This window comes from Pseudomonas sp. TH04 (genome assembly GCF_016651355.1).
GTDB lineage: Bacteria > Pseudomonadota > Gammaproteobacteria > Pseudomonadales > Pseudomonadaceae > Aquipseudomonas > Aquipseudomonas fluorescens.
The window spans coordinates 729266-749691 of record NZ_JAEKEA010000001.1 but is presented as its reverse complement, the minus strand read 5'-3'; the positions used below and the strand labels follow the sequence as shown (position 1 = coordinate 749691).

Genomic DNA, 20426 nt, shown 5'->3' with positions numbered 1-20426 from the left:
GGCACCTGCACAGTGGGTGTCCGAGGTCATCAAGATGTCCAAGCCTGCACCCGTTGCCCAGGATCTCGATGCCGTGTCCGCGGCAAAAAGCGACACCGCCAGTCGCTATTTCCAATTGCTCTTGCTGGTATTGGCCGCCGGGGCGATTTACCCGATCCTCTACCTGCGCCAGGTCTACCAGACCACCATGCTTGACGTGTTCCAGATCAACCACAGTGAACTGGGCTACTTGTACTCCATGCTCGGCACCGTCTTTTTGCTCAGCTACCTGCCCAGCGGTTGGCTGGCCGACCGTTTGCCGCCGCGCTTTTTGATCTTTTTCTCGCTGGTCGCCACCGGCGCCCTGGGCCTCTGGTATTCGACGGTGCCGTCGATGACCGGCCTGATGATTATCTTCGGTTGCTGGGGGCTCACCACCGGCCTGACCTTCTGGGCCTCGGTGCTCAAGCGCGTAAAGATGATCGCCCACCCCACTGAGCAAGGGCGTTTCTTCGGGATACTCGATGGCGGTCGCGGCCTGGTTGAAGCGTTATTGGCAACCGTGGCCCTCGGTCTGTTCGCCTATGCCACTGAAACCCGCAGCCAGTCGGCGGCCGAAGGTTTCAAACAGGTGGTCTACCTGTATTCGTTCATCTGCATCGCCATCGGCTGCGGGCTGGTGTTGCTCAAGGACCCCAAGTTCATGGCCGAAACGTCGGCGGTGGAGAAGGGTAAGTTCAACCTGATTGCCGACCTCACGACCCTGGTGAAGATCCCCGAGCTGTGGCTGGTGACCGCCATTGTGTTCTGCGGTTATCACATGTTCTGGGCCACCTACAGCTTCTCCGATTACCTGCAAGGCAGCGGCATGACCGCCGTCATGGCCGGCACCATCACCACCATCAAATTGTGGATGCGCCCCATCGGCGGCATTGGCGGCGGTTGGTTGGGGGACAAGTTCTCGAATATCTCGGTGCTGATCGTCGCGCTGGTGCTGGTAACGCTGGCCATGGTCGGGCTGATTGTGTTCCCGGCGCTCAATAGCCTCGGCCTGTTGATCGGCACGGTGATCTTCATCGGCCTGATGACGTATGCGATTCGCGGCCTGTACTGGGCGATCCTCGACAGTTGCGACATCCCGCTGCGCATCACTGGCCTGGCCATCGGTATTGTCTCGGTAGTGGGTTACTTACCCGACACCTTTATCCCGCTGATCAATGGCTACCTGACCGACACCTACCCAGGCAAGGCCGGTTACAACCTGTACTTCGGCTACATCGCTTTTGTCGGCGTGCTCGGGACCCTGGCGGCCCTGACCCTGCGTGCTCGAATCAACCGTAAAAAATTCAACCAGACAGGTGCCTGAGATGAAAATCGTCGCCCTTGAAACCCATATCGTCGCCGTTCCACCGCCGCACATTGGTGGGATGTACTGGCTGTTCGTCAAGCTCAAGACCGACTGCGGCATCGAAGGTGTCGGTGAGATCTACGCCGCCACCTTTGGCCCCAAGGCCATGCTGCCGATCATCGAGGATGTGTTTGAGCGCTACCTGCTCGACCACGACCCGCACCATATCGAGCGCTTTTTCCGCCAGGCCTATTCCAGCGGTTTCACCCAACGCCCGGACTTGACCATGATGGGTGTGGTCAGCGGCCTGGAAATGGCCTGCTGGGACATCATCGGCAAGGCGGCCAACAAGCCGGTCTACGAATTGCTCGGCGGCAAGGTCAACGAGCGCCTGCGTTCCTACACCTACCTGTACCCGGTCAACAGCCAGGGCGAGTATGACTATGACGACCCGGACCTGGCGGCCGAGTGCGCCATCGAGAACATGAACAAAGGTTTTACCGCCGTGAAGTTCGACCCGGCGGGGCCGTACACCGCGTACTCCGGCCACCAGATTTCCCTGGAAGTGCTGGAACGCTGCGAGACCTTCTGCCGCAAGATCCGCGAGGCGGTAGGCGACAAGTGCGACCTGCTGTTCGGCACCCATGGGCAGATGGTGCCGTCGTCGGCAATTCGCCTGGCCAAGCGCCTGGAGAAATACGACCCGCTCTGGTTCGAAGAGCCGGTACCGCCTGGCCAGGAAGAGGCCATGGCCCAAGTGGCGGCCAAGACCAGTATCCCGATCGCCACGGGCGAACGACTGACCACCAAGTATGAATTCTTCAAGCTGCTACAAGCTGGCGGCGCGTCGATCCTGCAGATGAACGTGGCGCGCTGCGGCGGGCTGCTGGAGGCGAAGAAAATCGCGAGCATGGCCGAAGCCTACTACGCGCAGATCGCGCCCCATCTATACAACGGGCCGATTGGCGCGGCGGCGAGTTTCCAACTGGCCACCTGCACGCCGAACTTCCTGATCCAGGAAAGCATCATGACCTGGGGCGGTTTCCATGCCGACATCCTGACCAAGCCACTGCAATGGGAGGACGGCTACATCATTCCGTCCACTGAGCCGGGCCTGGGGGTAGAGCTGAACATGGACGTGGTGCGCAAGCACACGCCGTATACAGGCGAGCGCCTGCACCTGCAAATGGCTGCCACACCGGCCGACGTCAAAGACACCTCGCCGGCCAAAGGCTGAGCCAGGCACTTCACTACGAATAACGCGGTAATTGTGCATGACATATGACTACATCATCGCCGGCGCCGGCGCCGCAGGGTGCGTGCTGGCCAACCGGTTGTCCGCCTCGGGCGAATACTCCGTGTTGCTGCTGGAAGCCGGCGGCAAAGACAGTTCCTGGTGGTTCAAGATCCCGGTCGGTTTCGCCAAGATGTATTACAACCCGACCTTCAACTGGATGTACTACAGCCAGCCGCAAAAGCAGCTGGCAGGCCGTGAAATCTACGCACCACGGGGCAAAGTGCAGGGGGGCTCGGGCTCGATCAATGCGATGATCTATGTGCGCGGCCAGGCCCATGACTTCAATGACTGGGCCGCCAATGGCAACGACGGCTGGGGCTTTAAGGACGTGCTGCCGTACTTTCGCAAGCTGGAAAACCACCCGTTGGGCGACACCGAGTACCACGGCGGCAGTGGCCCCATCAGCATCACGCCGATGAAGGGCCAGACCCATCCGATCTGTGACGTGTTCCTCAAGGGCTGCGAACAGCTCGGCTATGCGCACAGCGACGACTTCAACGGCCCGAATTTCGAAGGTGCCGGGCTGTATGACGTCAACACCCGCAAGGGCGAGCGCTGCTCCAGCAGCTTTGCTCATCTGCACCCGGCCCTCAGTCGCTCGAACCTGACCGTGGAACTGCATGCGCTGGTTGATCGCGTGCTGTTCGACGACCAGCAACGCGCCACCGGCATTGCCATCACCCAGCACGGCGTGGTCCGTACCTTCACCGCGCGCAAGGAAGTGATCCTGTGCGCCGGCGCGGTGGACACGCCCAAGATATTGCAACTGTCCGGCGTGGCAGACCAGCAATTGCTGGCCGAGCATGGTATCCCGCTGGTCAAGCACCTGCCGGCCGTGGGCGATAACCTGCAAGACCACCTGTGCGCCAGCTACTACTACAAGGCCAATATCCCGACGCTGAATGACGAACTCAGCTCGCTGTTCGGCCAGTTGAAGCTCGGCCTCAAGTACCTGTTTACGCGCAAAGGCGCGCTGGCCATGAGTGTCAATCAGGCGGGTGGTTTCTTTCGCGGCAACGACGCGCAGAAAGACCCGAACCTGCAGCTGTATTTCAACCCGCTGTCGTACCAGATTCCGAAAAACAACAAGGCCAGCCTCAAGCCCGAGCCTTACTCCGGCTTCCTGCTGTGCTTCAACCCGTGCCGCCCGACCAGCCGCGGCACCATCCGCATCGCGTCGAAAAATCCGCGGGACGCGGCGCTCATCGACCCCAATTACCTGAGCACGCAAAAGGACATCGACGAGGTGATCCAGGGCAGCAGGTTGATGCGCAAGATCATGCAGGCGCCGGCGCTCAAGGGCATCACCGTGGCTGAAGTATTACCGGGCGCGGCGGTGCAGACCGATGAGCAGATGCTGCAATACTTCCGTGAAAACAGCGGCTCGATCTACCACCTGTGCGGCTCCTGCGCCATGGGCTCGGACCCGCAGGTCTCGGTGGTGGACAAACGCTTGAAGGTGCATGGGCTGGACCGGTTGCGGATTGTCGATGCGTCGATCTTTCCGAATGTGACGTCGGGCAATACCCATGCGGCGGTGTTGATGGTGGCGGAGAAGGGCGCTGACCTGATTTTGCAGGATGCCTGATTCAGCGTGCCGAGCGCAGGCGTCGGCTGGCCGACGCCTGCGGTGTTAGTCAGACGGATTGTTGCCACTGCGCCACCAGCTCGGCGGTGATGCTCACGCCGCCACACACGATGATCACCACATCGTGTGCTTCGGCGATGGCCGGATGGTCGAGGTACGCAACGGCCAACGATACGCCGCAAGCGGGCTCGACCAACTGACGCAAATCGTCGGCGTAACGGGCAACGCCCATCATTGCGTCGGCGTCGCTGAGTACCACGCATTCATGGGCAAATGCGCGGATGTGCTCAACGGGCCACGCGGCGACTTGAGACGCCGCCAGTGATTTGGCCACGGTGTCGATGCGCGGCAGGCGTACGGGTTTTCCGGCCGCCATCGCCGCCTGGAAGGAGGCGGCACCCGCCGTCTCGCAGGTGATTATCTTGCAGTCGTAGCGCTTGTGCCGTTCGAGTCCGGTCAGGATCCCTGCGAGTAAACCACCGCCACCGACGGAGCTGACGATGCTGTCCACATTCGGGCAGTCTTCAAGAATTTCGTCGACCAGGCTGCTATGGCCTTCCCACAACATCGGGTGGTCGAAGGCTGGCACATAAAAAGCGTCTGAATCGCTGGCCAGACTCAACGCCCGTTGGTTGGACTCTTCCCATAGATCGCCATGCACCACGACCTCACCACCCGCCCGGCGGATGCGCGCTCGGGTCGCTTCGGGAGTGGTGGTGGGCACGACGATGCAGGCTTGCAGCCCCAGGTTGCGCGCAGCAATGGCTGTGGCCAGGCCGGCATTGCCGCCTGACGGGCAGAAAACTCTGAATTTGCCCAGGCTTGCAGCGTACGCACATAGCGCACTCATGCCGCGTAATTTGTAGGAGCCGCTGGGTTGCAGGTTCTCAAGCTTTAACCAGATTCGGCGCTTGGCGGTAGACAAGCCTGGATGCAGGATCAAGGGGGTTCGCGTGGGCAGTAATGCCGTTTCCCGATTGATCCGTGCCCACAGGTTGCGAATTAACGGCTGGTGCAGCGTGAAGCGCAAGGCGCCGGCTACGTTGGCGATGGTCAGGCTAGCGCTTCTGCAATCATAGGTGACGGTGTGGCTGATAGCCGGTGGCATGCCCGGCGCGTCTTTCTGGCCGTACACAATGACCTGATACAACGCCAGGTCCTCTTCCAGGACCGGCATTTCGCTGCTTTCACTGTCGTCATAAAGGGCCCTGATCCGGCTGAGTGTCAGGTTGCGCAAGTCCAGCGTGAATTCGTCCTGGGCCAAGTCCAGCTTCTGGTGGCCGCTGAAGAAAAACGTCTCGAGGTGCGTGCAACCTACTTCCTGGCGGGTCACCACCAGGCGTGTCAGGTAGGTGCCCGTGCCGTCGCTGTGAGTGAATATCTGGCAGAGTCGGTTCGCAAGCCAGCCGGGTGCAGGATTCGTCACGCTCCAGCCATAGAGGTTTGGAAAGTAAGAAATATTGAACAGTGCACCGGTGGACTGTTGTGCAAAGGCGGAGTGGGCGCGCATGTATTCCACGCTTGAGCGGCCCACTACCGCGAGCGCGTTGGCAATGGCGTGGGTGGCGTAGTCGAGGTTGACGGGTTCGAGCTCGGGCAAGGTCAGGGTCTGGCGACGCTCCAGGGTGTCCATCGCCTGTATCAGCGAGTCACGCCCGGAGCCGATAACCAGGACTTTGCCGAAGCTTTTACCCATCAGTGTGGTTTGGCGGTCGGCATCGCCGGCGTAGGCGATGAATCCCTCGTCGAGATAGACCACGATAAAACTCGCGTCGAGCCCATGATAATTGGCATCGTCGATGATGTTTTGGTGGCGATCGAGGGTGTATTTCTGTTCCCGATAGACCACCTGTTCGACCCTGTCGAAGAGTTGCCGCGCGTGATCGACGCGCCCTGCATACAGAAAGTAAAAGCCGAATTCGGATGCCCAGACCTTGAGCGCCAAGCCTGTCGGGAAGCTTTTGCCTGCATTGCCCTTGCGCAACTCCGGGCCGGTCAACGGCGTGGTGGGCGGTATATCGGGCGCCAGGTTGGAACTGATCAGGTTGTCAGTGATTGCAATAGGAAAGCTTTCGGCAAATAGCAGGGCGGCGACGGTCAAGAATTTCACTCCTGTCAATGAAGGCATAGCCATCCGTGGGGCGGCTATCTTCGCAGAACTGAAACAGCCTGCAACCGTCATCCTCCAGAGGTTTCTATCCGCCGGGTAAGCATCTACCCGCCGCGCAACCGCTCCCGGACACGCCCCCTCAGGCGGGTGGCGCGCGGTTGCATGCGCTGGAGAGTGCGCTGCATTTTCAGCGTATCGGCAAGGCGGCAGGGGTGTTCAAAATTAAAGCGCCACAATGAGGGGCAGTGGCTAAATTGACGGCCTGTCCAGGACTGGATATGTTGTCTTGCATGAACAAGACCTCTCCCGAAGACACCACCCTGATCAGCCAGCTCGAACAGATTGCCGAAGGCTTGAGCAAGACCTTCAGCCCATTCTGCGAGGTGGTGCTGCATGACTTGCGTGACCCGCAGCACGCGATCCTGGCGATCCATAACAACCTCTCCGGGCGTCAGCCGGGTGACCCGGCCACCGAGTTGGGCCTGGCGCGAATTGCCGACCCCGAGTACCCCCAGGTCATCGCCAATTACCAGAACCAATTCGCCGATGGCCGCCAGGTCAAGAGCACCTCGATTGGTATCAAGGACGCCAGCGGCAAGTACGTCGCCGCCTTGTGCATGAATGTCGATCTTTCGTTGTTCCGGGGCTTGCAGGGCATGCTCGAACAGTTCGGTTCGGTCAGCGGTGACAAGCCCGGCGAGTCCCTCGACCCTTCGGGCGCCGACCTGATTCGCACGCGTATCGACCAGTTCGCCGCACGCCTGGCAACCACGCCGCGTGCACTCAAGACGGCAGACCGGCGGGTGCTGCTGCAAGAGCTCAAAGACGCCGGCTGCATGGACATTCGGCGGGCCATGGAAACCGTGGCCTCGCACCTGGGCGTGTCGCGCGCGGCGGTCTACACCTACGCCAAATAGCGCGCCACGGCTTCAATCTCCACCAGGTAACCGTGATGCAACTCGGGCACCGGCACCACCGCGCGGGCAGGGCGGTGATCGCCCAGCGCGGCGGCGTAAACGCGGTCGAACGCCGGCCAGTGCCCGACTCCGGCAACGTACACCGTGACCTTGACCAGATCCTGCGGCGAACCGCCGGCGGCGCTGAGGATGGCCAACAGATTATGCAGTGCGATTTGGGCCTGTTCGGCAAACGGCGCCGACAGGTTGTGACGCCCGCCCGGGCTGACCGGCAATTGCCCGGAGATATACAGCGTGTCGCCGTGGCTGATCGCCTGGGAATAATGCCCGGCCGGTGCCGAGGCCTTCGACGTGTGGATGATCTTCATGGTGCCTCGCTGAGCAGGGCGGCGTAGCGCTGAATGTCCACGTTGCCGCCGGTGACGATGATGCCCACGCGCTGGCCTTTGAACCGCTCGCCCAGTTGGCGCAATGCCGCCAGGCCCAGGCAGCCGGTTGGTTCAACCACCAGTTTCATGCGCTGCATGAAGAAGCGCATGGCGTCGATCAACTGCGCGTCGGAGACGGTCAGGATGTCGTTCACCAGGTCGCGGATGATTGGGAAGGTGTAGTTCCCCAGGTGTTGGGTTTGCGCGCCGTCGGCGATGGTCACCGGGGTGTCGATATGCACGATGCTGCCGCTGTGGAACGAGCGCTGGCCATCGTTACCGGCTTGCGGTTCGACGCCGAACAGTTGGCAATCCGGTGACAGGGCGCGGGTCGATAATGCGGTGCCGGAGAGCATGCCGCCACCGCCCAGGCCGACGAACAGCGCGTCCAGCGGGCCGCTGAATTCCAGTAACTCTTTGGCGGCGGTGCCTTGGCCGGCGAGGATGTGCGGGTGATCGTAGGGTGGGATCAGCGTCATGCCGTGTTCGACGGCCAGGGTGCGGCCGATTTGTTCGCGGTCTTCGGTGAAACGGTCATACAGCACCACGCTGGCACCATATTCCCGGGTCGCTGCAACCTTGGCGGCAGGCGCGTCGGTGGGCATCACAATGGTCGCCGGCATGCCCAGTAAACGAGCGGCCAGCGCAACGCCCTGGGCGTGGTTGCCGGAGGAAAACGCCACCACGCCAGCCTTGCGCTGCTGCGCATCAAACTGCGAAAGGGCGTTGAACGCGCCGCGAAACTTGAACGAGCCGGCGCGTTGCAGGTTTTCACATTTGATGAACACCTGGGCGCCGGTTTCGGCGTCGAGGGTGCGCGAAGTCAACACCGGCGTCTGATGGGCGACGCCTGCCAGGCGTTGGGCGGCAGCGATGACGTCGTGGTAGTCAGGCAGTTGCATGAGCGGACCTTGTGTGCGTTTTTGGATAAAATATCCATATCAAGACAAATAGTAAAGATCGGTTTCTCACGTCCGCCATGCTAGCGTTTCGAGCTTCTCTGACCGCTGGAGGGTTCGACGTTGATCCGACTCACCGACTACATTGCCGACGTATCCCAATCCGCGTTGGCGCCTTGGGCTGACCTGACGCCTTGGGCGTTGGTGGCCCAGGCCCCGGCGATTGTTCGCCAATTACTGGTGCAGTTGCCGGCAGACGCTTACGTCATTCAGGATGAAATCGCCATCCACCGTACCGCCACCGTCGAGTCCGGCGCCGTGCTCAAGGGGCCACTGATCATCGGCGCGCATTGTTTTATCGCCAGTGGTTCTCTGCTGCGCGGCGGGTGCTGGGTGGATGCGCAGTGCATCATCGGCCCGGGTGCGGAGTTGAAAAGCTCGTTTGTGTTCAGTGCCAGCAAGCTGGCGCATTTCAACTTTGTCGGCGATTCGGTGCTCGGCCATGGGGTCAATCTGGAGGCCGGCAGCATCGTCGCCAACTACCGCAATGAGCGCGAGGACAAGGACGTGCAGGTGCGGATCAACGGGCAATTGCAGCGCACCGGGTGCGATAAATTCGGCGCGTTGCTCGGCGATCAGTGCCGAATCGGCGCCAATGCGGTGTTAGCGCCGGGGGCGGTGTTGGCACCTGCCAGCGTGGTCGGGCGCGGTCAGGTATTTGACGCAGAGGCTTGCGTATAAACGCAATGTTGAAAAGAACATGGTGTGTCGGCTCGATATTAAATAGAATTAATCTCATTTGAGATTAACTCGCGCCGCGCAGGTTGCTCGCCATGACTGATGCTGTTGCCCCGACCCACGCTGCCGAACTCACGTTGTCGAGTTTGTACCGCGACCACCGCAGTTGGCTGGAAAGCTGGTTGCGGCGGCGCCTGGGCAATGCCTGGGATGCAGCGGACCTGAGCCAGGACACCTTTTTGCGCGTGCTCGCCAGTGCGCAGCCCATTGCGCAGATGCAGGAACCGCGTGCCTATCTGGTGACCGTCGGCAAGCGCCTGCTGGTCAATTTTCATCAGCGGCGCAGCCTTGAGCAGGCGTACTTGAATGCGTTGGCAAACCTGCCGCACGCCTGCGTGCCGTCACCCGAACAACGCTGGCTGATGCTCGAAACCCTGCAAGCACTGGATGAGTTGCTTGACGGTTTACCGGTGCTGGTGCGCCGCGCGTTTCTGTGGAGCCAGCTGGAAGGCCTGGGTTATCGAGAGATTGCCGAACGGCTCGACGTTTGCGAACGCACGGTGAAGCGTTACATGGCCCAGGCCTACGAACATTGCCTGCTGGTGGACCTGTGAGTCGCGATGTCGCGCGCGCCGCCGCCCAGTGGCTGGCATTGCTGGAGTCCGGCGCCGCCACCGAGCGTGACCATGCGGCCTTGCAGCAATGGCGCGACAGCCATCCTCAACACGAACAGACCTGGCAAAAAGCCCAATCCCTGCGCCAGCGGTTCAGCGACTTGCCACACGCATTGGCGATGGCCAGCCTCGACCGCCCGCAACCGGCGCGGCGCGCACTGCTCAAGCGTGCCCTGGGTGTTGCAGCGTTGGTGCCGACGGCGTGGCTGATCAGCCGCCAGTTGCCCATCGAGGCGTGGCGTGCCGATCTGCACACCGCCACCGGCGAGCGCAAACGCCTGCCTTTGGTCGATGGCAGTAGCCTGCAACTCAATACCGCCACGGCCGTCGATGTCGACCGCGCGCATCGGCGCATCACGCTGGTGGAAGGGGAATTGGCGCTGAGTGTGCCGGGCTCGGCTTTGATCGCAGTGAACACCCGCTACGGCCAGGTCCAGGTCAGCCAGGCCGAGGTGTGTGTGCGGCAGTTGCCGACCGGCTGCCGGGTGTCGGTGCTCAAGGGCGCGGTGCAGGTGCGCGATGTGAGCGGGCAACTGGCGACGTTGAGCAACGGTCAGCAAGCGTTATTAAAGTCCCAGGGGCTTGGGGAGCGGATGCCGTTCGATGCGCAGCAACTGGACTGGCGCGACGGCGTCTTGACCGCGCAAAACCAGGCGCTGGGGGATTTTTTGCGCGAGCTGGAGCGTTATCGCCCCGGTGTGCTGCGCTGGGACCCGAGCCTGGAAACCCTGCGGGTCACCGGCAGCTTTCGCCTGGATGACACCGACCGCATCCTCAGCCTGCTGGCCCAGACACTGGGGTTTGAGGTGCGGGCGCGGACGCGGTATTGGGTGACACTCAGTCGCACATTGGCCTAAATCACATGGGCCCGCTGTAGCTCGGTCAAGGACAGTGCCTTGAGCTGCGCCAGCAGTGTGTTGATTCGCTGTAGCCGGGTGAACAGTACGCATATATTTATATCGAATAAATAAAGAGTTATTTATTCCTTTTAATCGCTAATTGAATGGCGCATTTTGAGGGCCTGCGCATTCGTGCGGATTGACCCAACAGCCAAAAGGAAACCCGACATGACCATTAAAGCGATTAATGTGCGCAACCAGTTCAAGGGCGTGATCAAGGAAATTCTGCTGGGGGAAGTGGTGTCCGAAATTGACGTGCAGACTGCGTCTGGCATCGTTACCTCGGTGATCACCACCCGCTCGGTGCGGGATCTGGAATTAAAAGTGGGTAGCGAGGTGATTGCCTTTGTGAAGTCGACCGAAGTGTCCATCGCCAAGCTGTAAACCCCGATCATTTGGGGGAGCTGGCTTGCCTGTGATGGCCATAGGTATCTACGCAACTCTTTGTGTTGCTTTGAGCCTGTGAGGGGTTAGGTAGATATGAGTGCATATCCGTTGCTGCGGTAACGGCTGCTATGGGTTCCGCTCTTACAGCGGGTCACTTTTTTACAAACGCCTAAAAAAGTAACCAAAAAACGCTTTGCCCCACCACTCGGTACCTCGCCCAGGCTCGGTATGCCCTCACTCCGGCTTGAATCCGTGGGCCGCCGCAATGGGCCATCCCTGGCCCAGTGCGGCTAACCCGGCGTCCTGCCGGGTTACCCACGGATTCAAGCCTGCGTTCGGCCAGCGTGGTTAACGGGGCCTGTCAGATCAAGATCAACAGCAGATCAAAAGCAGAGCACGGCGGCCTGACAGCCGACCTGAGTGGTAGAAGCAAAAGCACAGCAACAGCACTTTTACCGGATGAAATGAGTTCCAAATGTGGGAGCGGGCTTGCTCGCGAAAGCGGTGTGCCAGTCGGCTTATTTGTAACTGACCCAGCGCATTCCGCGAGCAAGCCCGCTCCCACAATGTTGACCGAGTTCAGCTGCCAGCACCGCAGTGCTCTGCTTTTCTGTGGGAGCTGGCTTGCCCGCGATGCCGACACTTCGGTACATCAGGCATATCCAGCAGCAGACCCCATGCCAACTCCCAGATTGACCCAATACAGTCTGAAGAGCAGCCCACCCTCTGCCTGATGTACCCAGTTCCAAATGTGGGAGCGGGCTTGCTCGCGAATGCGGTGCGCCAGTCGGCTTATTTGTAACTGACCCAGCGCATTCGCGAGCAAGCCCGCTCCCACAATGTTGACCGAGTTTAGCTGCCAGCACCGCAGTGCTCTGCTTTTCTGTGGGAGCTGGCTTGCCTGCGATGCAGACGCTTCGATACATCAGGCATACCCAGTCGCAGACCCCATGCCAGCTCCCAGATTGACCCAACACAGTCCGAAGAGCAGCCCACCCTCCGCCTGATGTACCCAGTTCCAAATGTGGGAGCGGGCTTGCTCGCGAATGCGGTGTGCCAGTCACCCACTCCATCAACTGACACACCACTTCGCTTGTGCTTTTGATCTAACCACTCAGGTCGGCTGTCAGGCCGCCGTGCTTTGCTTTTGACTTTGATCTTGATCTTAGGCGCCCCGTTAACCACGCTGGCCGAACGCAGGCTTTGGAGCGTGGGTAAACCGGCAGGACGCCGGGTTAGCCGCGATGGGCCAAGGATGGCCCATGGCGGCGGCCCACGGTCCAAAGCCTGCGTGAGGGCACACCGAGCCTAGGCGAGGTGCCGAGTGGTGGGGCAAGAGCCCTTTGGTTACTTTGGGGCTTTTCCAAAGTGACCCGCCGTAAGGGCGGAACCCATTGCGGCCGTGACCCAAACAACGGATATGTACGCAGCGTGCCCCCCGACAACCACAGCACTCAACCCGTAAAAAAACACGTATATACCTATGGCTAACGCAGGCAAACCCGCCCCCACACGGGCGCCTCATCGTTTTAAGGGGCTGTCTCAGGCTTTGTTAGCCAGCTCCTCCAGATGATCCATCAACTCCTGCGGCTTGAGCACCAGCACATCGCCTTCCACTGCATCCAGCACCACTTCCGCCGTATTGCCGATCAGCGCCCCGGAAATCCCGGTGCGCGCCACGGTGCCGATGATGGTCACCGCCGCCTGCAACGCATGTGCCGCATGGGGGATCAATACATCAGCCGGGCCTTCTTCGATATGCAGGTGCGCGTCATCCACGTCGAACTCGGCCTGGAACGCCTTGCACTGCTCGCGATAGCGCGCCTCGATGGTTTCCTTGAGCTGGAAGGTCGGGTCGGCCGCCGACAACATCGGCGACGGATGGGCGCTGATCACGTGCAATTGCGCCTTGGCCAGGCGTGCAATGTCGAAGCCGTGGTCGATGATGGTGTTGTGCAACGCCTGGTGCTCGCTATCGCTGTTGCCCACATCAATTGCCGCCAGCACGACTTTGTCGGCCCAGGGCGTTGACGTTTTCACCAGCAGCACCGGGCTAGGGCAGTAGCGCAGCAGTTTCCAGTCCGCCGGCGTCAGCAGGGCCTTTTTCAGCGGGCTGTCGGCGAAGTGTTGCTTGATCACCAGGCCACAGCCCTCGGCCTGCTGCACATCGATGATGGTTTCATGCAGGCTATCATTCCAGGCTTGTTCGGTGGTCACGTTGTAGCCGTCTTCCTGCAAGCCGGACTTGAGCAGGCTCAGCATCGCCGAATGCTCGTGTTTTTTGTCGCAGACCAGCAAATGCAGGTGTGCGCCGGTGACCCCGGCGATCAACTTGGCGCGCTTGAGGGCCAGGCTTTCCGAATGCTCGGGCTCGATGACCACCAGGATGCTGCGGATGGCTTGCATGGACGGATCTCCAGAGACGCAAATAAAGGGGCCTGGGACAACTATAGTTGCTGCCCGCCAGACGTCATGTTGATGCACATCAACGCCTGCGGCTGGTGGTCTGCAGCGGGGTCGGTATAATCGGCGCCCTTTTGTGATCCTTTTGCCCGTGAGCCCGATGAACCTGCCCGAAATCCACGAATTCCTCGGCTGCCGCACCCCCGACGCCTGGGTCCAGGCCGCGTTGGCCGATCAGGAAACCCTGCTGATCGACCACAAGAACTGCGAATTCAAAGCCGCCAGCACCGCCCTGAGCCTGATCGCCAAGTACCACGCCCATGTTGACCTGATCAATATGATGTCGCGACTGGCCCGCGAAGAGCTGGTGCACCACGAACAAGTGATGCGCCTGATCAAAAAGCGCAAGATCGAGCTGCGCCAGCTGCACGCCGGCCGTTATGCCTCGGGTTTGCGCAAAGTGGTGCGCAGCCACGAGCCGGTCAAACTGGTGGATACGCTGGTGGTCGGGGCCTTTATCGAAGCGCGCAGTTGCGAGCGTTTCGAAGCATTGGTGCCGCATTTGGACGACGAACTCGGCAAGTTCTATTTCGGATTGCTCAAAAGCGAGGCGCGGCACTTTCAGGGTTACTTGAAGCTGGCGTACCAGTACGGTGACGCCAAGGACATCGCTCAGGTGATCGAGCGGGTAAGGGCCGCCGAGCAGGCACTCATCGAATCACCCGACGTCGAGTTCCGCTTTCACAGTGGCGTGCCAGCCTGAGGCCACGGCCACGCCAATCAGTGCCGTGATGCCGGTTAACAGCAGGATCACCGTCTGCGTGCCCAACGGTGCGGCCAGCACGGCAATAGCCAGGCCCGCCAGCGGCTGGGCGAGGTTGTTCAACAATGTGATAACCCCCACCGTCTTGCCAAAGTCCTGTACCGGAATCACCCGCTGACGGGTGCTGCGCAGGTACACGTTGAACATCTTGTCGAAGCCGGTGATCAGCAGGAACCCGACGGTATAGGCCCAAACCCCGGGGCTGATGGCCGTGATCAACGCGCCCACGGCAATCATCGAGTACGACAGCCCGCCCAATACCTTCAACGGCAGTGTGGCGCGAGCCAGGTAAAACAGAATGGCGATCGTCACCACCGCGCCCGCCGCCTGCAGCAAGGCATAGGCATCCTTGCCGGCGGCAAACTGGCCGGTGACCATCGCCGCCGAAGTCGCCAGCGTCACCCCAATGATCAGGTTCACACCCACTGCCAGCGTGATGATGCGCTTCAATTCCACCAGGTTGCGGATATGCCCGAAGGCGATGCGCAGCGGGTGCAGCCAGATGTCCTGATGCTGCTCGAAGGTTTCCAGGGTCACCGCACTCGTGCGCTGCCAAACCCGCATCGCCAGGTCTGCCAGCACAAACAGCCCGGCAACCCCCAGCACCACCCAGTGCCACGCCCAGACTTCGAGCATCAGCGCGGCCACCAATGGGCCGAGCACCAGGCCGCTCTGATCGGCAATTTGCGAATAGGAGAGGGTCTTGGTGTAGGTGTAGTGTTTGAAAATATGCGGCATCAGTACTTCCCGCGCCATGATGCCCTGGGTGGTCAGCACCCCGCACAGCGCCGACAGCATGACCAGCCAGTAAATGCCGTCGAACACCCCGTACAACGCCACCGCCACCCCACAGGCCAGCGCCCGGTAAACCTGGCTGATGTGCAGGATGCGCACCGGCGAGAACTTGTCGCACACGGCGCCGCACACCGGGAACGCCAGGTAACGCGGCAGTGACTCGACAAAGAACGCCAGCCCCGCCCAGGCAACACTCTGGGTAGTCTGGAACACGATCAATGGCACGATAAACAACAGAATCTGGTCGGCTAGCCGCGACAGGAACAGCGAAACAAAAAACGCCAGGTAATCCTTGCGCATACAACTCCCTGTGAATGGCGTTAAAGATTGCGGAGTATTTGTTAAAAACTCTTAAAAGCATGAAGCTTCGTCGGCCCGTAATGGCCGGTTGCTTCTGTTGGCCAGCTTGCCACCTATAATGCCCGCACTTCAATCCGCGCATCCACACTGAGAATTTATGGAAAACCTGGGTCTGGGCAAAGTCCTGCTCGTTGAGGACGATGAAAAGCTGGCAGGGCTGATCGCGCATTTCCTGTCACAACACGGTTTCGAGGTGCGCGTGGTGCACCGCGGCGATCAGGCCCTGGCGGCATTCCTCGACTTCAAGCCGAAAATCGTCGTGCTCGACCTCATGTTGCCCGGCCAGAGCGGCCTGCACGTGTGCCGCGAGATTCGTAATGTGTCCGACACACCCATCGTGATCCTGACCGCCAAGGAAGATGACCTCGACCATATTCTGGGCCTGGAGTCCGGGGCCGACGACTATGTGATCAAACCCATCAAGCCGCCGGTATTGCTGGCACGCTTGCGGGCCCTGCAACGCCGCCAGGTGCCCGAACCCACCGTGCGGGGTTCGTTGGCGTTTGGTCGATTGTCGATTGATCGCAGTTGCCGGGTGGTCAGCCTGGGCGATGAGACGATCGACCTCACCACCATGGAGTTCGAGTTGCTGTGGTTGTTGGCCAGCAGCGCGGGGAAAATCCTCTCTCGCGACGACATTCTCAACCGCATGCGCGGTATCGCGTTTGACGGCCTCAACCGCAGCGTCGACGTCTACATCAGCAAATTGCGCAACAAGCTCAACGACAACCCGCGCGAGCCGGTGTGCATCAAGACGATTTGGGGCAAGGGTTACCTGTTCAATCCGTTTGCGTGGGAGGTTTAGATGCTGCGCCTGTTTCTGCGCCTGTATGTGATTCTGGCGCTCGGTCTGGCCGGGGCAATCTGGTTGGTCAACTACACCTTCGACGAGTTATTGCCCGAGGCCAACGAGGTGTATAACCGCGAAGCCCTGCGCGGCCCGGCTTACGGCCTGGTCGAACAACTGCGGCCTCTGCAAGGGCCGGCCCGGGACGCTCGGCTGGCAGAACTGCAGCCTCATTACGGGTTGCGCCTGAAGTTGGTGTCGCGCGATAGCCTGGCGCTGGACGAGCGCGAGCAAAAACTCTTGGCGGACGGCCAGTTGGTGGTGCGTGGCGACTTCATGGAGTTCCTGACCACGATCGATGACGGCCCGCAGTTGCTGGACATCAAGTTGCCCGAAGAACCCAAATGGCTATACATGTGGGCATACGGTTTTCTCGGGGTGTGCCTGGCCATCGTCCTGTATTTCTGGGTACGCCCGCACTGGCGCGACCTGGAGCATATTCGCCTGGCTGCGCAACGCTTCGGTGACAACGACCTGGCGTCGCGCATCCTGCTGCCGCGCCGCTCCACAGTGCGTGAGCTGGCCGGGCACTTCAACCAGATGGCCGAGCGCATCGAAAGCCTGATCGCCAACCAGCGCGAACTGACCAACGCTGTCTCCCACGAGCTGCGCACGCCGATTGCGCGCTTGTCCTTCGAACTCGACCAACTCAAGCAACAGGCCGACCCGCGCCAGAGCCGCGAGCTGATCGCCGACATGTATGCCGACCTGGGCGAACTGGAAGAAATGGTCTCCGAGCTGCTCACCTACGCCAGCCTCGAGCGCGGTGCCACCCAGGTCACCCGGGAAAATATCGAAGCCCACAGTTGGCTCGACAGCGTCATCGGCAGCGTGGCCCTGGAGGCGGAAGCGGCGGGGGTGCAGCTGACGTTGCGCACGTGCGAGGTCGACTTTATCCAGATCGAACCGCGCTTTATGGCCCGCGCGGTGATCAACCTGCTGCGCAACGCCATTCGTTATGCCGAGCGCCGTGTGGAAGTGTCGTTGGTCGCGTTCGGCAGCGGTTACGCGGTGCAGGTCAATGACGACGGCCCGGGTGTGCCGTTGGACGGTCGCGCCAAGATCTTCGAGCCCTTCCTGCGTCTGGACACCAGCCGCGACCGCCGCACGGGCGGGTTCGGCTTGGGCCTGGCGCTGGTCAAACGGGTCAGCCAGTGGCACGGCGGGCAGGTCGAAGTGCTCGATTCAGAGTGGGGCGGGGCGTCGTTTCGGATGACGTGGGCGTATGCCGAGTAAGGCTTGAGGTGAGCAGGCTGGGGGCGCCGGCTAGCCAGCGCCCCCAGGTTTATCGTGCTACCCGATCAGAACGTGTATTCCACGATGCCTATCAGCGACGTCTGCAAGCGTCGTTCCACAATCGGGCTTTTGCCCGCGGCATCGGCCAGGTACTGCACATCCAGCAAGGTCGAGAACTGGGTGTGCTCACTGATCGGCAGGCTCCACACCAGGTTCATGCCATTGCTGATATTGCCCGCACCGGCCTTGTAGGCCTTAAAGCGGCTTTGCGCCGCCTGGCCGGTGGTCACGCCATACCAGGTCTGCAGGTATTCACGGTCACCAAAGTGGCTGCTGAGGCCGGCATCGACGGAGCCGAAGCGGCCCTCATAAAGCGTGGTGCCCAGGTTCAGTTCCAGGTGGGTGTAAGCCTTGCCGGTGTCCTTGTGGGCATCTTCCTTGAGTGCGTGTTCCAGGGTCGCGCCGACTATCACGCCGCCCAGGTTGTAGGCCGCACTGACGCCCAATTGCGCGCGCGACTTGATCTCGCCCATGCCTATGAGGCGGTTGGAGCCGGCCTGCAAACGCTGGTTTTTATCCTTGCGCGAGGCACTGGGGCCGACATAGGCGCTGAAACTCAGGGCATTGCCTTCGTAACCCCAGCCCAAGCCCTTGCTGGTATCGAGGAAGATTCCCCAGGGGCTGACGATTTTGCCGCCCAGCACTGGCGCGGTCATGCGTTCGTCGCTGCCGCTGTAGCGTGGCGCGTTGGCCACGCCGGCCTTGAGGCTGTATTGCCAGTCTTCGGCAATCGCGGTGTCGGCGGCGGCGAGCAGGCACAGTGAGGTGAATGACAGGCACAGGTTTTTTGGGCGCATCAGGCGGTTCTTCCGTGTTAGAAACTCAAGAGGTTGTGGGGCGATTGCGTACGTTTGAAGGCGTAGCCCGAAGCGCTGAGGCCGTTGACCTGGCGGCTCACGGTGTCGCCCAGGCCATAGCCGTTGCCGGCCAGCACCGCGTGGGCGTTGTCGACGGGGAGCAGGATGTAATCGGTCAGCGGCTCGTTGTGCAATTGGCCGCGAATCACCAGGAAGCCTTCTTCGAGGCGCACGCTGATACCGCTCAACGGCGCGTCGGGCTCATGGGTGCTGAGCACCTGGTAGGTGCCGATGGTGTCAGCCCACGCCACTGGCAACGGCGGCGGTTCGATGCGTTCACCGATGGCAAGGCGCTGGCCGTGGCTACGGGCAGTGAGCATCTGGCGGCCTTGCACGGTGACCACGTCCAACTGCACGCGGCCCAGTTCGCCGAGGTCCTTGAGCCAGAAGCCGAGGACTTTTTTCTGCGCGCGCAGCCAGCCGTGCTCATCGCGCAACAATTCAAAGTCGAACCCGGCCAGCTCGCCAGCCAGCCGGTTATGGTCATCCTTGATTCGGAACACACCCCAGGCGGTGGCATAAAAGCCCGCCAGGCGCTTGCGGTCGATGGCGGCCGGCACGTGACGTAACTTGAGCCCATGCTCGGGTGCCTGGCAGTCGTCGGCGCAGATGGATTGGCCGGTTTGCGCCTGCAGCATCAGGCGCAGCGTTTCGGTGGCCATACGGGCGACCAGTTCTTCGGCGTTGCCGTCATTGGCCATGATGATCACCGCCAATTGCTGGTCCGGCAGCACGCTCAATTGCGCGGCAAAATCGTCGCCGCCGCCACTGTGCTGGTAGGTGCGCACACCGGGGCCGATCGGTTCATCGCCGCACGGTGCCAAAAACCAACCGAGGCCCATCTGGCAATCGAAATCCAGCGCATTGCCGGTGTTTTGCTGGGTGAACATCTCATCAATCGATGCACTGCCCACCACGCGCTGACCTTTATAGAGGCCTTGGGCGAACAGCATCTGCACGTAGTGGCTGAGGTCTTTGGGGCTTGCCCACAACCCCCCAGCAGCGAGGTCCCGCACGTGTGCATCGGTACTCGGTACACCGTCTTCGTAGCCCAGGGCGCGAAAGCTCAACTGCGTACCGGTGCCGACAAAACTCGACTGGTTCATCTCCAGTGGCTTGAGCAGGCTGCGTTGTAATTGGGCTTCGAAACTTTTACCGCTGCTGCGCTCAATCGCGGCGCCGACCAACGAGTAACCCAGGTTGGAATAGGCGACTTGCGAGCCTGGCGGGCTGCTCAGCCAAACGCCGGCCACGCGCATCGGCATCTGGCCCATGGCGAAGGTGCTGCGCAGGTCGCGCAGGTGTTCGCTGGGCAAGCCGGACTGGTGGCTGAGCAAGCGACGCAGGGTGATATCACGGTCGGCGGCCGCCGGGTCGCTGTGAAAGCGCGAGCGCACGTAGAACTCGCGCAGCGTCTGCTGGATCGGCGCATCCAGGGTCAGGCGCTGTTGCTCGACCAGTTGCAGCGCTGCCGTGGCGGTGAGCAGCTTGGCGATGCCGCCGGCGCGAAACGCCGTATTGGGTGTGACCGGCACCCCTTGGGCCTTGTCGGCCACACCGAAGCCTCGCGCCCAGATCAGCTCCTGGCCGTTGACCAGCGCAATTGACAGGCCGGGTACATTTTCACGCGCCATGTCCTGGGGAATGCGAGTTTGCAGGTAACGAATGATCGCGCCGTAATCGCCTTTTGGAATCGGCGGCGGGGCAGGCGGTTGCACATGGCAACCGATACTGCCGAGCAGGCAACCCAAGAGCGGAATACCGCGCAACGTGCGAAACAT

18 protein-coding genes are annotated in these 20426 nt (G+C 61.1%); 11 read left to right on the top strand and 7 right to left on the bottom strand.

Annotation, left to right across the window (positions count from 1 at the left end; all coding sequences use genetic code 11):
- Window positions 1-34 precede the first annotated feature (34 nt).
- From JFT85_RS03320 to JFT85_RS03310, 3 genes are read left to right on the top strand one after another with little or no spacing between them, the layout of a single operon-like run.
- The gene (locus JFT85_RS03320; protein WP_069553523.1) at window positions 35-1345 is read left to right on the top strand and encodes an MFS transporter; all 1311 of its coding nucleotides are present in this window, start codon (window positions 35-37) and stop codon (window positions 1343-1345) included.
- Between the two features lies 1 nt (window position 1346).
- Entirely contained in the window at window positions 1347-2564 is a 1218-nt protein-coding gene (locus JFT85_RS03315; protein ID WP_053256260.1) for a mandelate racemase/muconate lactonizing enzyme family protein, read from the top strand.
- Window positions 2565-2601: 37 nt separating this feature from the next.
- The gene (locus JFT85_RS03310) at window positions 2602-4212 is read left to right on the top strand and encodes a GMC family oxidoreductase (protein WP_069553517.1); all 1611 of its coding nucleotides are present in this window, start codon (window positions 2602-2604) and stop codon (window positions 4210-4212) included.
- 49 nt (window positions 4213-4261) lie between these two features.
- Here the strand turns inward: JFT85_RS03310 and JFT85_RS03305 are convergent, their stop codons facing one another.
- Window positions 4262-5194: a pyridoxal-phosphate dependent enzyme gene (locus JFT85_RS03305; RefSeq protein WP_338124744.1), complete on the bottom strand. Its 933-nt coding sequence runs from the start codon at window positions 5192-5194 to the stop codon at window positions 4262-4264.
- A 1418-nt stretch (window positions 5195-6612) separates the two neighbouring features.
- On the opposite strand from JFT85_RS03305, the gene JFT85_RS03300 reads away from it, so the two are divergent.
- Window positions 6613-7239, top strand: coding sequence for a helix-turn-helix transcriptional regulator (locus JFT85_RS03300; protein WP_053256258.1), 627 nt, complete (start codon window positions 6613-6615; stop codon window positions 7237-7239).
- Here the strand turns inward: JFT85_RS03300 and JFT85_RS03295 are convergent.
- Window positions 7227-7607 (bottom strand): RidA family protein, encoded by a 381-nt coding sequence (locus tag JFT85_RS03295; RefSeq protein ID WP_078828171.1) that lies wholly within the window; start codon window positions 7605-7607, stop codon window positions 7227-7229. The genes JFT85_RS03300 and JFT85_RS03295 overlap by 13 nt on opposite strands.
- Window positions 7604-8569 carry a threo-3-hydroxy-L-aspartate ammonia-lyase gene (locus JFT85_RS03290; protein WP_053256256.1) on the bottom strand — a complete coding sequence of 322 codons (966 nt, stop codon included), beginning with the start codon at window positions 8567-8569 and terminating at the stop codon, window positions 7604-7606. Before JFT85_RS03290 ends, JFT85_RS03295 begins: the two co-directional genes overlap by 4 nt.
- A gap of 120 nt (window positions 8570-8689) precedes the next feature.
- On the opposite strand from JFT85_RS03290, the gene JFT85_RS03285 reads away from it, so the two are divergent.
- The 4 genes from JFT85_RS03285 (at window position 8690) to JFT85_RS03270 (ending at window position 11261) form a co-directional block, all read left to right on the top strand.
- Window positions 8690-9307: an LpxA family transferase gene (locus tag JFT85_RS03285; RefSeq protein ID WP_053256255.1), complete on the top strand. Its 618-nt coding sequence runs from the start codon at window positions 8690-8692 to the stop codon at window positions 9305-9307.
- A 92-nt stretch (window positions 9308-9399) separates the two neighbouring features.
- A complete protein-coding gene (locus JFT85_RS03280; RefSeq protein ID WP_053256254.1) occupies window positions 9400-9918 on the top strand; it encodes a sigma-70 family RNA polymerase sigma factor in 519 nt (172 codons plus the stop codon).
- Window positions 9915-10835, top strand: coding sequence for a FecR domain-containing protein (locus JFT85_RS03275; protein WP_201229206.1), 921 nt, complete (start codon window positions 9915-9917; stop codon window positions 10833-10835). The genes JFT85_RS03280 and JFT85_RS03275 overlap by 4 nt, the downstream gene beginning before the upstream one ends.
- A gap of 210 nt (window positions 10836-11045) precedes the next feature.
- Window positions 11046-11261: a TOBE domain-containing protein gene (locus JFT85_RS03270; RefSeq protein WP_003173733.1), complete on the top strand. Its 216-nt coding sequence runs from the start codon at window positions 11046-11048 to the stop codon at window positions 11259-11261.
- A 1545-nt stretch (window positions 11262-12806) separates the two neighbouring features.
- Here JFT85_RS03270 and JFT85_RS03265 read toward each other — a convergent pair.
- Entirely contained in the window at window positions 12807-13670 is an 864-nt protein-coding gene (locus tag JFT85_RS03265) for a universal stress protein (protein WP_053255791.1), read from the bottom strand.
- Between the two features lie 157 nt (window positions 13671-13827).
- On the opposite strand from JFT85_RS03265, the gene miaE reads away from it, so the two are divergent.
- On the top strand, window positions 13828-14430 hold the full coding sequence (miaE, locus tag JFT85_RS03260; protein WP_069553463.1) for a tRNA-(ms[2]io[6]A)-hydroxylase: 603 nt from the start codon (window positions 13828-13830) through the stop codon (window positions 14428-14430).
- Here the strand turns inward: miaE and JFT85_RS03255 are convergent.
- On the bottom strand, window positions 14386-15585 hold the full coding sequence (locus JFT85_RS03255; protein WP_201229204.1) for an MFS transporter: 1200 nt from the start codon (window positions 15583-15585) through the stop codon (window positions 14386-14388). The genes miaE and JFT85_RS03255 overlap by 45 nt on opposite strands.
- A 157-nt stretch (window positions 15586-15742) precedes the next feature.
- Between JFT85_RS03255 and JFT85_RS03250 the strand changes: the two genes are divergently transcribed.
- Both JFT85_RS03250 and JFT85_RS03245 read left to right on the top strand, forming a co-directional pair.
- Entirely contained in the window at window positions 15743-16450 is a 708-nt protein-coding gene (locus tag JFT85_RS03250; RefSeq protein ID WP_053255794.1) for a winged helix-turn-helix domain-containing protein, read from the top strand.
- A complete protein-coding gene (locus tag JFT85_RS03245; RefSeq protein WP_053255795.1) occupies window positions 16451-17728 on the top strand; it encodes an ATP-binding protein in 1278 nt (425 codons plus the stop codon).
- 65 nt (window positions 17729-17793) lie between these two features.
- Here the strand turns inward: JFT85_RS03245 and JFT85_RS03240 are convergent, their stop codons facing one another.
- Together JFT85_RS03240 and JFT85_RS03235 are read right to left on the bottom strand one after the other, a co-directional pair.
- On the bottom strand, window positions 17794-18585 hold the full coding sequence (locus JFT85_RS03240) for a MipA/OmpV family protein (protein WP_053255796.1): 792 nt from the start codon (window positions 18583-18585) through the stop codon (window positions 17794-17796).
- 17 nt (window positions 18586-18602) lie between these two features.
- The gene (locus JFT85_RS03235) at window positions 18603-20426 is read right to left on the bottom strand and encodes a serine hydrolase domain-containing protein (protein WP_201229202.1); all 1824 of its coding nucleotides are present in this window, start codon (window positions 20424-20426) and stop codon (window positions 18603-18605) included.

What these genes read in the sequence shown, in the direction of transcription:
- JFT85_RS03320 (WP_069553523.1), top strand. Translation starts at nt 35, where the DNA reads ATGTCCAAGCCTGCACCCGTTGCCCAGGATCTCGATGCCGTGTCCGCG.
- JFT85_RS03315 (WP_053256260.1), top strand. Translation starts at nt 1,347, where the DNA reads ATGAAAATCGTCGCCCTTGAAACCCATATCGTCGCCGTTCCACCGCCG.
- JFT85_RS03310 (WP_069553517.1), top strand. Translation starts at nt 2,602, where the DNA reads ATGACATATGACTACATCATCGCCGGCGCCGGCGCCGCAGGGTGCGTG.
- JFT85_RS03300 (WP_053256258.1), top strand. Translation starts at nt 6,613, where the DNA reads ATGAACAAGACCTCTCCCGAAGACACCACCCTGATCAGCCAGCTCGAA.
- JFT85_RS03295 (WP_078828171.1), bottom strand. Translation starts at nt 7,607, where the DNA reads ATGAAGATCATCCACACGTCGAAGGCCTCGGCACCGGCCGGGCATTAT.
- JFT85_RS03290 (WP_053256256.1), bottom strand. Translation starts at nt 8,569, where the DNA reads ATGCAACTGCCTGACTACCACGACGTCATCGCTGCCGCCCAACGCCTG.
- JFT85_RS03280 (WP_053256254.1), top strand. Translation starts at nt 9,400, where the DNA reads ATGACTGATGCTGTTGCCCCGACCCACGCTGCCGAACTCACGTTGTCG.
- JFT85_RS03270 (WP_003173733.1), top strand. Translation starts at nt 11,046, where the DNA reads ATGACCATTAAAGCGATTAATGTGCGCAACCAGTTCAAGGGCGTGATC.
- JFT85_RS03265 (WP_053255791.1), bottom strand. Translation starts at nt 13,670, where the DNA reads ATGCAAGCCATCCGCAGCATCCTGGTGGTCATCGAGCCCGAGCATTCG.
- miaE (WP_069553463.1), top strand. Translation starts at nt 13,828, where the DNA reads ATGAACCTGCCCGAAATCCACGAATTCCTCGGCTGCCGCACCCCCGAC.
- JFT85_RS03255 (WP_201229204.1), bottom strand. Translation starts at nt 15,585, where the DNA reads ATGCGCAAGGATTACCTGGCGTTTTTTGTTTCGCTGTTCCTGTCGCGG.
- JFT85_RS03250 (WP_053255794.1), top strand. Translation starts at nt 15,743, where the DNA reads ATGGAAAACCTGGGTCTGGGCAAAGTCCTGCTCGTTGAGGACGATGAA.
- JFT85_RS03245 (WP_053255795.1), top strand. Translation starts at nt 16,451, where the DNA reads ATGCTGCGCCTGTTTCTGCGCCTGTATGTGATTCTGGCGCTCGGTCTG.
- JFT85_RS03240 (WP_053255796.1), bottom strand. Translation starts at nt 18,585, where the DNA reads ATGCGCCCAAAAAACCTGTGCCTGTCATTCACCTCACTGTGCCTGCTC.
- JFT85_RS03235 (WP_201229202.1), bottom strand. Translation starts at nt 20,426, where the DNA reads ATGTTTCGCACGTTGCGCGGTATTCCGCTCTTGGGTTGCCTGCTCGGC.